At 72.7% G+C, this 12,687-nt stretch carries 11 protein-coding genes; 3 read left to right on the top strand and 8 right to left on the bottom strand.

What is annotated here, in order from left to right:
* The first annotated feature begins 151 nt into the window (after positions 1–151).
* Complete coding sequence (locus ACGF5U_RS09540) at positions 152–889, top strand: SigE family RNA polymerase sigma factor (protein WP_392712213.1); 738 nt, start codon at positions 152–154, stop codon at positions 887–889.
* A 167-nt stretch (positions 890–1,056) separates the two neighbouring features.
* On the opposite strand, the gene ACGF5U_RS09535 is transcribed toward ACGF5U_RS09540, so the two are convergent.
* Positions 1,057–1,761, bottom strand: a complete 705-nt coding sequence (locus ACGF5U_RS09535; RefSeq protein ID WP_392712214.1) for a uridine kinase — start codon at positions 1,759–1,761, stop codon at positions 1,057–1,059.
* A gap of 54 nt (positions 1,762–1,815) precedes the next feature.
* Here ACGF5U_RS09535 and ACGF5U_RS09530 point away from each other — a divergent pair, with 54 nt between their 5' ends.
* Positions 1,816–2,151: a hypothetical protein gene (locus ACGF5U_RS09530; protein ID WP_392712215.1), complete on the top strand. Its 336-nt coding sequence runs from the start codon at positions 1,816–1,818 to the stop codon at positions 2,149–2,151.
* 97 nt (positions 2,152–2,248) lie between these two features.
* On the opposite strand, the gene ACGF5U_RS09525 is transcribed toward ACGF5U_RS09530, so the two are convergent.
* From ACGF5U_RS09525 to deoC, 3 genes are read right to left on the bottom strand one after another with little or no spacing between them, the layout of a single operon-like run.
* A complete protein-coding gene (locus ACGF5U_RS09525) occupies positions 2,249–3,142 on the bottom strand; it encodes an aldehyde dehydrogenase family protein (RefSeq protein ID WP_392712216.1) in 894 nt (297 codons plus the stop codon).
* Complete coding sequence (locus tag ACGF5U_RS09520) at positions 3,135–4,571, bottom strand: aldehyde dehydrogenase family protein (protein ID WP_392712217.1); 1,437 nt, start codon at positions 4,569–4,571, stop codon at positions 3,135–3,137. The genes ACGF5U_RS09525 and ACGF5U_RS09520 overlap by 8 nt, the downstream gene beginning before the upstream one ends.
* 6 nt (positions 4,572–4,577) lie before the next feature.
* On the bottom strand, positions 4,578–5,564 hold the full coding sequence (deoC, locus tag ACGF5U_RS09515; protein WP_392712636.1) for a deoxyribose-phosphate aldolase: 987 nt from the start codon (positions 5,562–5,564) through the stop codon (positions 4,578–4,580).
* Positions 5,565–5,696: 132 nt separating this feature from the next.
* On the opposite strand from deoC, the gene ACGF5U_RS09510 reads away from it, so the two are divergent.
* Positions 5,697–6,278, top strand: a complete 582-nt coding sequence (locus tag ACGF5U_RS09510; protein WP_392712218.1) for a PH domain-containing protein — start codon at positions 5,697–5,699, stop codon at positions 6,276–6,278.
* 362 nt (positions 6,279–6,640) lie between these two features.
* Here the strand turns inward: ACGF5U_RS09510 and ACGF5U_RS09505 are convergent, their stop codons facing one another.
* From ACGF5U_RS09505 to ACGF5U_RS09490, 4 genes are all read right to left on the bottom strand, one after another.
* Positions 6,641–7,828 (bottom strand): hypothetical protein, encoded by a 1,188-nt coding sequence (locus ACGF5U_RS09505; protein WP_392712219.1) that lies wholly within the window; start codon positions 7,826–7,828, stop codon positions 6,641–6,643.
* A gap of 925 nt (positions 7,829–8,753) precedes the next feature.
* Entirely contained in the window at positions 8,754–10,412 is a 1,659-nt protein-coding gene (locus tag ACGF5U_RS09500) for a phospho-sugar mutase (RefSeq protein WP_392712220.1), read from the bottom strand.
* A gap of 428 nt (positions 10,413–10,840) precedes the next feature.
* Positions 10,841–11,665: a purine-nucleoside phosphorylase gene (locus ACGF5U_RS09495; RefSeq protein ID WP_392712222.1), complete on the bottom strand. Its 825-nt coding sequence runs from the start codon at positions 11,663–11,665 to the stop codon at positions 10,841–10,843.
* A 515-nt stretch (positions 11,666–12,180) separates the two neighbouring features.
* Entirely contained in the window at positions 12,181–12,618 is a 438-nt protein-coding gene (locus tag ACGF5U_RS09490) for a gamma-glutamylcyclotransferase (protein ID WP_392712223.1), read from the bottom strand.
* Positions 12,619–12,687 lie beyond the last annotated feature (69 nt).

The raw sequence follows: 12,687 nt of genomic DNA, 5'->3' as shown, positions 1-12,687 counted from the left end.
GGTGAAGGAGGAGTTCGACTGTTGGAGCGCTCCCACGGCTCATCGTCCCCTGTGACACATCTGTGACAGTCGGCGGACACCGTCATGAAGTCCCCCGGGCAGGCTTTTGGGCACACGGACCGAAGACACTCCACACGACGGGGGGCGCGAGATGAACGCACTGCACAGCACCACCTCCAGCGCAGTTGTCACGCGTCTCCACGACGTCAAGAGGAGCACCGAGAAGTCCGGCGCGGTGAACGGGCGGGGGTGCGTTCGCAGCGCCGGGCGTCAGCACAGGACGCCGTACATGGTGTCCGTGGCTGACGGGGGAGCGGGGTACAGGGAGGCATCGGGGGAGCGCACAGCCCGGCCGGAGGCCACGGACGCGGAAGCCGCGTTCACCGCCTACGTCCAGGAGCGCCGCGCCTCCCTGTACGCCACCGCCTACCACCTGACCGGTGACCGGTTCGAGGCCGAGGACCTGCTGCAGAGCGCGCTGTTCTCCACGTACCGCGCCTGGGACCGCATCAGCGACAAGGCGGCCGTCGGCGGTTATCTGCGCCGCACCATGACGAATCTGCACATCAGCGCCTGGCGGCGCCGCAAGCTCAACGAGTACCCGACGGAAGAGCTGCCGGAGACGGCGGGCGACTCCGACGCGATGCGCGGCACGGAACTCCGCGCGGTCCTCTGGCAGGCGCTCGCCCGGCTGCCCGAACTCCAGCGCACCATGCTGGTCCTGCGCTACTACGAGGGCCGCACGGACCCGGAGATCGCGGAGATCCTGGACATCAGCGTCGGCACGGTGAAGTCGAGCATCTGGCGTTCGCTGCGCCGGCTGCGCGAGGACGAGGTCCTCAGCTTCGGCCGTGACGAAGAGGAGTCCTTCGGCCAGCTGGTGGCCTGAGGGCGCGGGCCGCGGGCCCGCAGGGACGACCGGTACGGGGGTGCCGGGCACGGGGGACGACGGGGGAACCGGGTACGGGGGTACCGGGGGAACGCGCAGGGCCGGACAAGCCGGGGGGTCTTGTCCGGCCCTGCGCCATGTCCGGCCCCGGCGGGACGCGGCGCGCGTCAGGCGGGTTCCGGGGTGGCGGGGGTACGGCAGCGGCCGGCCGCCGCGGCGGCGAGGCGGCCCAGGGCCTCGGCCTTGGCGCACGGGTGGGCGCCGAGCGCGGTCTGCCGGGCGACGATGGAGCGTTCGGCGCGCATCAGGCGCCAGCCCCTGCGGAGCAGGAACGGCACCGACTTGCGGCCCTCGCGGAGATCCCGCAGCAGCCGGCGGCGGAACGTGGTCGAGGGGCGTCCGCGCAGGCACAGGGCGTCCGCGAGCACACCGAGCTCCCGGCAGCGGGCCACGATGTCGGCCGCGAAGATGCCCTCCGCGATGAACAGGGGCGTCCGCTCGATGTCGAGCGTCTCCCGGGAGACCCGCGAGCTGGTGGCGATGTCGTACACGGGGACGGTCGTCCGGCCCGTACCGCACAGCTCCACGATCGCGGCGACCGCCGCGTCCGCGTCCCAGGACAGGGGGGAGTCCCAGTCGATGTCCGCGCTGCCGGGGACGAGCGGCAGCGTGGGGTCGTGACCCTCCTTGTAGAAGTCGTCGAGCCGGAGCACGGGCAGGCCCGCGCGGGCGGCGAGGGACGACTTCCCGGAGCCGGAGGGGCCCGCGAGCAGCACGACGCGGGTGGGAATCGATTGGGAGCTCACGGGACACCAGTGTGAACCATTGGGCCGGTCGGGGGACGCCGCCGGGGACCCGTTGGTATCGAGCATCACACCTCCCCTACGGTGTGTGCCCGACCGATCACCCTCCAGGCAGGATGTCCCATGAACCCCTTGCTGAAGGCCGGACTGACCGTTTCGGCGCTGGGCGCCGCGCTCGGTGCCGCCGGGGGCACGGCCCAGGCGGCCCAACTGCACGAGATCGACCCGGCGGCGGCCATGCAGGCGGTGACGGGCGCGCTGCCGCACGCGGCGGCGCCCGTCAAGCACCTGAAGATCAACCCGCTGGCGGAGACCGGCGTCGACCCGCTGAACAACGGGGTCGGCACGCAGGTGTCCGACTTCCAGCCCGTCGACACGACGATGGCCACCGGCTCGCTGACCAGCGCCCCCAACCTGCCGGTCGCCGGACCGCTGCTCGGCGGGGTCGTCCCCGGCTGAGGAGCCGCCTGCGCACGCCAGGACACGAGGCGGCCCCGCCTCCCCCGGACGGAGGGGAGGCGGGGCCGCGGTGTGGGGGGTGGAACCGGGGGACGGCTCAGTACGACGAGCCGGACGCGCCCAGCGAACCAGTGGGGTGCCAGACCGTCTTGGTCTCCAGGAACGCCGTCAGACGGCCCGTGCCCGGGTCCGCGGAGAAGTCGGCGCCGTCCACAGCCTGTGGACGCAGTACGCGCTTCAGGTTGTCGGCCGCCGCGATCTCCAGGTCGCGGGCCAGCTCGGCGCCCGCGCCCGTCAGGTCGATCGCGTTGACGTCCTGGTGCGCGGCGAGCGGCGTGCCGATCTCGGCGGCCTTGCCCGACAGGATGTTGACGACACCGCCCGGCAGGTCCGACGTCGCCAGCACCTCGGCCAGGGACAGCGCGGGCAGCGGGGCCTTCTCGCTGGCCACGACGACGGCGGTGTTACCGGTGGCGATGACCGGGGCGATCACCGACACCAGACCCAGGAACGACGACTCCTGCGGCGCCAGGACGGCGACGACACCGGTCGGCTCCGGCGTGGAGAGGTTGAAGTACGGGCCGGCGACCGGGTTCGCCCCGCCCACGACCTGGCCGATCTTGTCGGTCCAGCCCGCGTACCAGACCCAGCGGTCGATGGCCGCGTCGACGACGCCCGCCGCCTCGGACTTCGACAGACCCTCGGCCGCGGCCACCTCGCGCACGAACTGGCCCTTGCGGCCCTCCAGCATCTCCGCGACGCGGTAGAGGATCTGGCCGCGCAGGTACGCCGTCGCCCCCGACCAGCCGCCGAACGCCTTGCGGGCGGCCACGACCGCGTCACGCGCGTCCTTGCGGGAGGAGAGCGGCGCGTTGGCCAGCCACTTGCCCTTCGAGTCCGTCACTTCGTACACCCGGCCGCTCTCGGAACGGGGGAACTTGCCCCCGACGTACAGCTTGTAGGTCTTGAGGACACTGAGCCGATCAGACATCGAGGTACGCCTCCAGGCCGTGGCGGCCGCCCTCGCGGCCGAAGCCCGACTCCTTGTAGCCGCCGAACGGCGAGGTCGGGTCGAACTTGTTGAACGTGTTGGCCCAGACGACACCGGCCCGGAGCTTGTTCGCCACCGCGAGGATGCGGGAGCCCTTCTCCGTCCAGATGCCGGCCGACAGGCCGTACTGGCTGTTGTTGGCCTTCGCGACGGCCTCGTCCGGTGTACGGAACGACAGCACCGACAGCACCGGGCCGAAGATCTCGTCGCGGGCGACCGTGTGCGCCTGTGTGACACCCGTGAAGAGGGTCGGCGCGAACCAGTAGCCGCTGGACGGCAGCTCGCAGGCGGGCGACCAGCGCTCGGCGCCCTCCGCCTCGCCCGTGTCGGCGATGGCCTTGATCCGGGCCAGCTGCTCGGCCGAGTTGATCGCGCCGATGTCGGTGTTCTTGTCCAGCGGGTCGCCCAGGCGCAGCGTCGACAGACGGCGCTTCAGCGAGTCCAGCAGCTCGTCCTGGATCGACTCCTGCACCAGGAGGCGGGAGCCCGCGCAGCAGACCTGGCCCTGGTTGAAGAAGATGCCGTTGACGATGCCCTCGACGGCCTGGTCGATGGGGGCGTCGTCGAAGACGATGTTGGCGCCCTTGCCGCCCAGCTCCAGGATGAGGCTCTTGCCGGTGCCCGCGAGCTGGCGGGCGATGGCCTTGCCGGTGGCCGTCGAGCCGGTGAAGGCGACCTTGTTCACGTCGGGGTGCTGGACGAGCGCGGCGCCCGCGTCCCCGTACCCGGGAACGATGTTCACGACGCCCTTGGGCAGCCCGGCCTGGCGGCAGATGTCCGCGAAGAACAGGGCCGACAGCGGGGTCGTCTCGGCGGGCTTGAGGACGACGGTGTTGCCCGTCGCCAGCGCCGGGGCGATCTTCCACGCCAGCATCAGCAGCGGGAAGTTCCACGGGACGACCTGGCCGGCCACACCGAGCGGCTTCGGGTTCGGGCCGTAGCCGGCGTGGTCCAGCTTGTCGGCCCAGCCCGCGTAGTAGAAGAAGTGCGCCGCGACGAGCGGAAGGTCCGCGTCGCGGGTCTCCTTGATCGGCTTGCCGTTGTCCAGGGTCTCCAGGACGGCCAGCTCACGGGAGCGCTCCTGGATGATCCGCGCGATGCGGAACAGGTACTTGGCGCGCTCGGCGCCGGGCAGCGCCGACCACTTTTCGAACGCCTTGCGGGCGGCCTTCACGGCCCGGTCCACGTCCTCGGCGCCGGCCTGGGCGACCTCCGACAGGACCTCCTCCGTGGAGGGGCTCACGGTCTTGAAGACCTTGCCGTCGGCGGAGTCGGTGAACTCGCCGTCGATGAACAGGCCGTACGACGGCGCGATGTCGACGACCGAGCGGGACTCGGGAGCGGGTGCGTACTCGAATGCAGATGCCATGTTGAATCAGTCCACCGTCACGTAGTCGGGACCGGAGTAACGTCCGGTGGCCAGCTTCTGACGCTGCATCAGCAGGTCGTTCAGCAGGCTCGACGCGCCGAACCGGAACCAGTGGTTGTCCAGCCAGTCCTCGCCGACGGTCTCGTTGACCAGGACGAGGAACTTGATCGCGTCCTTGGTCGTACGAATCCCGCCCGCGGGCTTCACACCCACCTGGATACCCGTCTGCGCCCGGAAGTCGCGCACGGCCTCCAGCATGAGCAGCGTGTTGGCGGGAGTGGCGTTGACCGCGACCTTGCCGGTCGAGGTCTTGATGAAGTCGGCGCCGGCCATCATGCCGAGCCAGGAGGCGCGGCGGATGTTGTCGTACGTCGAGAGCTCGCCGGTCTCGAAGATGACCTTCAGCCGGGCGGCGCCGCACGCCTCCTTCACGGCGCGGATCTCCTCGTAGACCTTCAGGTAGCCGCCCGTGAGGAACGCGCCCCGGTCGATCACCATGTCGATCTCGTCCGCGCCCGCCTCGACGGCGTCATGGACGTCCGCGAGCTTCACGGCGAGCGCCGCGCGGCCCGCCGGGAAGGCGGTGGCGACGGAGGCGACCTTCACGTCCGTGCCCGCCAGGGCCGCCTTCGCGGTGGCCACCATGTCGGGATAGACGCACACGGCCGCGGTGCGCGGAGTGGTGCGGTCGATCGGGTCGGGGTGGACGGCCTTGGCGGCGAGCGCCCGGACCTTGCCCGGGGTGTCCGCCCCTTCGAGGGTCGTCAGGTCGATCATCGAGATGGCCAGGTCGATGGCGTACGCCTTGGCCGTCGTCTTGATCGAACGGGTTGCGAGGGACGCGGCGCGCGCTTCCAGGCCGACGGCATCCACACCGGGCAGCCCGTGGAGGAACCGGCGCAGTGTGCTGTCGGACGCGGTCACGTCAGCGAATGCGGGAGCGGTGCGGGCACCGCCCTGCTCGAGCGGAGTCGAGAGCTTGGGGGAGGGCATGGTCACCAGATCAGCATATCTACGCGCGTAGCTGCCTGTACAGCCCTCAACGACAACGGTTGCGAAACGCCCGCCCCCGACCTGCCGGGGCGGGCCCCCGGTGCCGTCGGGGCGTGAGGCACAATCGGCCGCATGACATCCCCTGAGCAGCCGGACAAGCCCTCGGAGCCCACGTACGCGGACCGCGTCTACCGGTCCCCGCTCGCGATGGTGGGCGGCGCCCTGCTGCTCGCCCTCGCGCTGTGGATGGGTGGCGACGCGCTGATCCGGGGCGAGGGCCGTACGAAGCTGCTGGCCGTCGCCACGCTGCTGCTGGTGGTGCCGCTCGTCGTCGCGTTCACCTTCCGTCCCGCGGTGTTCGCGAACGACGACCGGATGCGGGTGCGCAACCCGTTCCGCACGATCGTGCTGCCCTGGTCCAGCGTCGTGACGCTGCGGGCGCAGTACTCGACCGAGGCCGTCATCGAGGACGGCACGAAGTACCAGCTCTGGTCGGTCCCGGTGTCCCTGCGCGAACGCAAGCTCGCCGCCCGCGGCAAGAAGACCACCCCGGCGGACGCGGACCGAACCGTCCAGGAACTCCGTGAACTCGCCGAGACCGGCGCCACCCGCCCGACGGCGAAGGGCGAGCCGACGGTGACGTGGGCGTACGAGATCATCGCCCCGGCGGTCGTGGGCGCGATCGCCCTGGCAACGCTCCTCGCCACCGGCTGACCCCGCCTCGGCCCACCCCCACCGAGTGGCATACGGGCCCGGCACCCCCCCACACGCACCACCCCTCCACCCCACCCAGTGGCATACGGGCCCGGCACCCCCACACGGACCACCCCTCCCACCCCACCCCACCCCAACCAGTGGCATACGGGCTCCGCACCCACCCACCGACCCGCAACCCGAACGGCCCTCGGCCACCCACCCCCGCCGAGGCACGCCCGGCGTGATTCGTCGTACGGCGGGAGGGGCCGTGCAGGGTCGCCCCCGCAGGCGTCGGCGGGTCCGTGACGGCGCGAAGACCGGGGCCCGAGCCCGCCGACGCCGAGGAGGTGAGCCCGGAGCGGCACCGACCCACCACGGGCCTACGGGGGCCCGGCCCAGGTCAGCAGCATGTAGCCGCCCGCCCAGGCCGACATCAGCGTCGCGGCGACCAACGCGAGCGCGGCCACCCTCGGCGTCGCGCGGGCCACCCCCAGCGCCAACGGCAACAGCAGGGGGAACCCCGGCAGCAGGAAGCGGGCGCGCGGGAAGTACACGCCGCCGCTGCCCAGCGCCACCACCAGCAGCACACCCGAGAACACCAGCAGCGCGACCGGCTGCCGGTCGGCGACGCACAGCACGTACAGCCCCGCCGACACCACGAGCGTCACCGACACGAGCACCAGGAACAGCTGCGGCGTCCGGTCGTACGCCAGAAGCTCCCGCATCTCGCGCAGGGTGTCCGCACCGCCGTCCCACTCGTTGCGCCACAGCCGCTGCACCGCGAAGTACCCGTCCCAACGGCCGACCCGGACCCCGACCCACGCCACGTACCCCAGCCAGCCGAGCGGCGCCGCCACCGCGGCCGCCAGCGCCGCCCTGTCGCCCCGCCGGACCGCCGCGACCAGGCCCGCCACCGTCACCGCCGCCGCGAGGGCGACGCCCGTCGGCCGGGTCAGGCCCGCCGCCACCGCCAGCCCCGCGGCCCACGCCCAGCGGCCGGTGAGCACCGCGTACAGCGCCCACGCGGCGAGCGCCGTGAACAGCGACTCGGTGTACCCCATCCACTGCACGACCCCCACCGGCAGCGCCCCCCACAGCACGGCCAGCACCGTGCCGGTGCGCCGCCCGTACAGACGGTCGCCGACCGCGAAGACGCCCCACGCGGCGACCAGCGAGCACAGCACGGCGAGAACGAGGCCCACCGAGGCCCGCGACCCGGGCGTGACGCCCGCCACCACCTTGATCAGCAGCGGGTAGAGCGGGAAGAACGCCAGGTTGTTGGAGTCCATCTCGGTGCCGAGGCTGTCCTGGTACCCGTGGTCGGCGATGCCCAGATACCAGTTGGAGTCCCAGGAGGTGGCGAGCGCCGGCCAGACACCGTGGTGCTTCAGGTGGGCCCAGCGGGCCAGCACGAACAGCCCGCAGAGCCGTACCGCCAGATAGCCGAGCAACGCGGGAGCCGCATGCCGCAGCGACGTCACGGTCCGCGCCCCGGCCGTACGGGTCCTCGCCGGCGGCGGGCGCCGTGAGGCGGGGACGGTAGGGCGTTCGGTGATCACCGGCGGCACGGGGCGGCTCCCAGAGGCTCGTGGCGTCGCGAAGGCCCGGGGCGTGAACTCCGGGCCAGAAACCCGGCCGACCTGATCCGACCGATCCCGATACGACCGGCCCCTGATCCGACCCGACCGCCCTTCCCGGACGGACCGACTGGACCGACCCAGACCAGACCGACCCCAACCGGATCCACCTGATCCGCCTGGACCGACCGGACCCGACCGGCTCGACACACCCGACCAGACCGGCCTGATCCGAGCCGACCGCCCGTCCGGGCCGACCCAGACCAGACCGACCGACCCGAACCGGATCGACCTGACGCAACTCGACCTGATCGGACCCGACCACCCCGACTGGACCGACCCGGACCGGATCGACCAGGCCCGACGCAACTCGACCTGATCCGAGCCGACCAACCCGACGCGACCGACCCGACCGAACCGCACCGACCCGACCGAACCGCACCGACTCGACCGATCGGACCGCCCCAACCCGACCGGACCGATACGACCGACCGGACCGGCCCAACCCAGCCGGACCGATCCGATCCGGTCCGGCCGACCGGACCTGGTCTACCTGGACCGTGCCCAGGCCGGGACCAGACGCGGGCCTCGTCGGGTCGGGCCGTGACTCTGCCCGGTCCCGGTCCGGGCAGGGGCACGGCACCGTCCGTCCGGGGCCTTGGGCGCGTGGTCCGGTCCGGGCGGGGACCGACGGCGGGGCACGGGCTTGTGGCCCGAACGGCCGGAACCGGGACCCGGCCCGGACCGGGTCCCGGTTCCGGCCCCGGGCGCCGGAGGGCGTGGCTCGGCATGCGCTGACAGCCTCGCGCACCGGCCGCCGTCGGCGAAGGAGGCGGCGTGAGGTCCGGGCGCAGATTAGCCCGTACGGAACAGCGCGTTGTTCCGTACGGGCTTCGACAGTGCGCGGGGCGGCGCCTCAGATGCCGGCCGACGCCGCCAGGTCCCGCTTGATCCCGGCGAGTACCTGCGCGGCGCGCCCGCGTGCCCCCGCGAGCTCGGTCGCGTCGGCGACCGGGACGACGACCTCCAGGTAGCACTTGAGCTTCGGCTCCGTGCCGCTCGGCCGCACGATGACGCGGGCCTTGAACTCGCCGTCGAGGTGGTACCGCAGACCGTCCGTGGGCGGCAGCTGTCCCGCGCCGCGCGTGAGGTCCTCGGCGGACACGACGGTCAGCCCGGCGAGCTTCGCCGGCGGGACCTCGCGCAGCCGGCGCATGGCGTCGGCGATGACGCCGAGGTCCTCCACCCGGACGGACAGCTGGTCGGTGGCGTGCAGCCCGTGGGAGACGGCCAGGTCGTCCAGCAGGTCGGAGAGGCTGCGGCCCTGCTCCTTCAGCTCCGAGGCGAGTTCGGTGACGAGCAGCGCGGCGGTGATGCCGTCCTTGTCGCGTACGCCCTCGGGGTCGACGCAGTAGCCGAGGGCCTCCTCGTACCCGTACCGCAGGCCGTCCACGCGGGCGATCCACTTGAACCCGGTGAGCGTCTCCTCGTACCCGAGTCCGGCCGCCTCGGCGATCCGCCCCAGCAGCGACGACGACACGATCGACTCCGCGAAGACGCCCGTGGCGCCCTTGTGGACGAGGTGCTCGGCGAGCAGCGCGCCGACCTCGTCGCCGCGCAGCATCCGCCAGCCGCCGTCCGCCGTGTCGTCCGGGACGGCGACGGCGCAGCGGTCGGCGTCCGGGTCGTTGGCGATGACGATGTCCGGCTGGACCTCGCGCGCCCGGGCGAACGCCAGGTCCATGGCGCCGGGCTCCTCCGGGTTGGGGAACGCGACGGTCGGGAACGCCGGGTCGGGCTCGGCCTGCTCCTCGACGAGGACGGGCGCCGGGAATCCGGCCCGCGCGAACGCCGCGAGGACGACGTCCTTGCCGACGCCGTGCATGGCCGTGTAGACGACGTTCGCGGTCCGGGGGGAGCCGCTGGTCAGCACCGCGTCCGTACGCGCCAGATAGGCGTCCAGGACCTCGTCGCCGAGCGTCTCCCAGCCGCTCTCGGCACGCGGCACGTCGCGCAGCGAGCGCACGGCGGCGATCTCCGCGGCGATCTCGGCGTCGGCGGGCGGCACGATCTGCGAGCCGTCGCCCAGGTAGACCTTGTAGCCGTTGTCGCGCGGCGGGTTGTGGCTGGCGGTCACCTCGACACCGGCGACGGCGCCCAGGTGCCTTATGGCGTACGCCAGGACGGGCGTCGGCAGCGGGTGGGGCAGCACGGCGGCGCGCAGCCCGGCGCCGACCATCACGGCGGCGGTGTCACGGGCGAAGTCGGCCGACTTGTAGCGGGCGTCGTAGCCGATGACGACGAGTCCGCCGGTCTGCCCCTTCGCCCGCAGGTAGCCCGCGAGGCCGGCCGCCGCCCGGATGACCACCGAACGGTTCATCCGCATGGGCCCCGCGCCCAGTTCGCCGCGGAGTCCTGCCGTACCGAACTGGAGCGTTCCGCTGAACCGCGCGGCGAGTTCGTCGAGGTCCTCGGCCGCGAGGAGCCGCGCGAGTTCGTCGCGGGTCTCGGCGTCCGGGTCCTCGGCCAGCCACGCCTCCGCCTGTGCGACGAGGGCCTGCGGATTCTGCTGCACGGTGGTCTGCCTCTCTGGAAGTCGTACGAGTCTCTGGTCGGCGGGGACCGCCGGGTCCCCGCCGGGTCCGGTGGCGGGATCGTGCGGACGCCCGGTCACGAACGGCCGGTCACGTACCGCCGGTCACGTACCGCCGGTCACGAACCGCCGGTCACGAACGGCCGATCACCATCGACGGATCACCATCGAACGATCACGAACGGCCGATCACCACCGACGGATCACCAACGACCGATCGACCGATCGACCGATCAAGGACCGCCGATCACGAACGTCCGGTCACGTGTACCCGGAATCCGGCGGCACGGCACCGGCGGTACGGCACCGGCACCGTTACCGGCTTCGGCACCGGCGCCGAAGCACCGGTGCCCCGGGGGCGGTGCGGGCGGCCCCGTCCCGGGGCGCCGCGCCGCGGTGGGCCGGATGGGTCAGATCCGCTCCAGCACCCGGGCCAGCAGCTGGCCCATGCGCGCGGCCGAGTCGCGGCCGGCCTGGAGGACCTCCTCGTGGTTCAGCGGCTCACCCGAGAGGCCCGCGGCCAGATTGGTGACGAGCGAGATGCCCAGGACCTCGGCGCCGGCCTCGCGGGCCGCGATGGCCTCCAGGACGGTCGACATGCCGACGAGGTCGCCGCCGAGCACGCGGACCATGTTGATCTCGGCCGGGGTCTCGTAGTGCGGGCCGGGGAACTGGACGTACACGCCCTCCTCCAGCGTCGCGTCGACCTCCTTGCACAGCGCGCGCAGCCGCGGCGAGTACAGGTCGGTCAGGTCGACGAAGTTCGCGCCGACGATCGGGGACGCGGCCGTGAGGTTCAGGTGGTCGCTGATCAGGACCGGCTGGCCGGGGCGCATGCCCTCGCGCAGACCGCCGCAGCCGTTGGTGAGCACGACGGTCTTGCAGCCCGCAGCGACGGCGGTGCGGACGCCGTGGGCGACGGCGGCGACGCCCCGGCCCTCGTAGTAGTGCGTGCGGCCGAGGAAGACCAGCGCGCGCTTGTCGCCGATCCGGTACGAGCGGATCTTGCCGCCGTGGCCGGCGACGGCCGGCGGCGGGAAGCCGGGCAGCTCGGTGACCGGCAGCTCGACCTCGGGGGCGCCGAGGGCGTCGACGGCGGGCGCCCAGCCGGAGCCCATCACGAGGACGACGTCATGGGTCTCGGCGCCGGTCAGCTCGCGCAGGCGCGCGGCGGCGGCGTCGGCGGCGGCGTAGGGGTCGCCCTGGAGGTGGTCCGGGGTGGCAGTTGCGTTCACAGAGTCTCGCCTCGCGAAGGAACGTCGCCCCCGGTGCGGCGGTGCTCCGGCCGGGGGTCCGGGGGTCGCCCCGGAAGTTTTTCGGTACGCGCAAGAGCGTAGCCCGAGAATTCCTACGCGCGTAGATGACGATGCGGACGGACATGCGATCGTTGTCTTGTCGTTTCCGACGAACACCCCTTCCGACCTGCGGGTCACGCCCTACAGGCCCCTGTGGGGGCCGGTGGTCCCGAGATCGGCGACACGCGACGCGCGGCGGCGCGGACGGGTGGTGACACGGCGGCGAGACGGCCCGGAGCGACGACGCGGACCGACCGAAGGCGTCGCCAGGGCACGCCACGGGGCCGACCGGCCCAGGTCGTGTTCCCCCGCCGTCCGCGCGCACGCACCAGCCGACTCACCAGAGGGAGACCGCACCCGGCTCCGATGCCACCGATGCCGTGATGCCACCGACGCCGCCAGTGCCACGGACGCCGCCGGTGCCGCCGATGCCACCCCGCTCCGCCGGATGCTCCCTAGCAGGGCCGCTTGCGCAGCTCCATGACGTAGTCGTGCGGAGCGCCCGCGGACTCGGCGGCGTCGGCGATCTCGCCCAGGTACCGGGCGGAGGGCAGGCCGCCCTCGTAGCCGTTCAGGACGTACACCCAGGCGGCTTCCTCGCCGTCCAGGGTGTCGACCCGTACCCGCATGCGCCGGTAGATGTCGAGGCCGACACCCTCCCAGCGGTCCATCGAGTCCTCGTCCATCGGGGCGATGTCGTACAGCGCGACGAAGACCTGGGAACGCGGCGCCTCCACGATGGTGGCGAGCGCGCCCTCCCAGCCCATCTGCTCGCCCCCGAACGTCAGCCGCCAGCCGTTCAGCCAGCCCGTACCGCGCAGCGGGGAGTGCGGGGCGCGGCGGGTCATCAGCCGCGCGTCGAGGTTGCCGGCGTACGCGGCGTAGAGCGACATGGGATCGAGGGTACGGGAGGGGCGGGGGTGGGCGCTGTTCTCCCGGTTTCCCGTAGGAGGGCCCCGGGG

It is taken from the genome of Streptomyces sp. NPDC047886 (genome assembly GCF_043204435.1).
Taxonomy (GTDB): domain Bacteria; phylum Actinomycetota; class Actinomycetes; order Streptomycetales; family Streptomycetaceae; genus Streptomyces.
Note: the sequence above shows the minus strand (reverse complement) of the source record. Positions and strands in the feature narration are given on the sequence as shown.

Excerpts from the sequence above, each read along its gene's own strand:
- deoC (WP_392712636.1), bottom strand. The coding sequence starts at position 5,564 with ATGCCCTCCCCCAAGCTCTCGACTCCGCTCGAGCAGGGCGGTGCCCGC.
- ACGF5U_RS09490 (WP_392712223.1), bottom strand. The coding sequence starts at position 12,618 with ATGTCGCTCTACGCCGCGTACGCCGGCAACCTCGACGCGCGGCTGATG.
- ACGF5U_RS09525 (WP_392712216.1), bottom strand. The coding sequence starts at position 3,142 with ATGTCTGATCGGCTCAGTGTCCTCAAGACCTACAAGCTGTACGTCGGG.
- ACGF5U_RS09510 (WP_392712218.1), top strand. The coding sequence starts at position 5,697 with ATGACATCCCCTGAGCAGCCGGACAAGCCCTCGGAGCCCACGTACGCG.
- ACGF5U_RS09520 (WP_392712217.1), bottom strand. The coding sequence starts at position 4,571 with ATGGCATCTGCATTCGAGTACGCACCCGCTCCCGAGTCCCGCTCGGTC.
- ACGF5U_RS09535 (WP_392712214.1), bottom strand. The coding sequence starts at position 1,761 with ATGCTCGATACCAACGGGTCCCCGGCGGCGTCCCCCGACCGGCCCAAT.
- ACGF5U_RS09530 (WP_392712215.1), top strand. The coding sequence starts at position 1,816 with ATGAACCCCTTGCTGAAGGCCGGACTGACCGTTTCGGCGCTGGGCGCC.
- ACGF5U_RS09540 (WP_392712213.1), top strand. The coding sequence starts at position 152 with ATGAACGCACTGCACAGCACCACCTCCAGCGCAGTTGTCACGCGTCTC.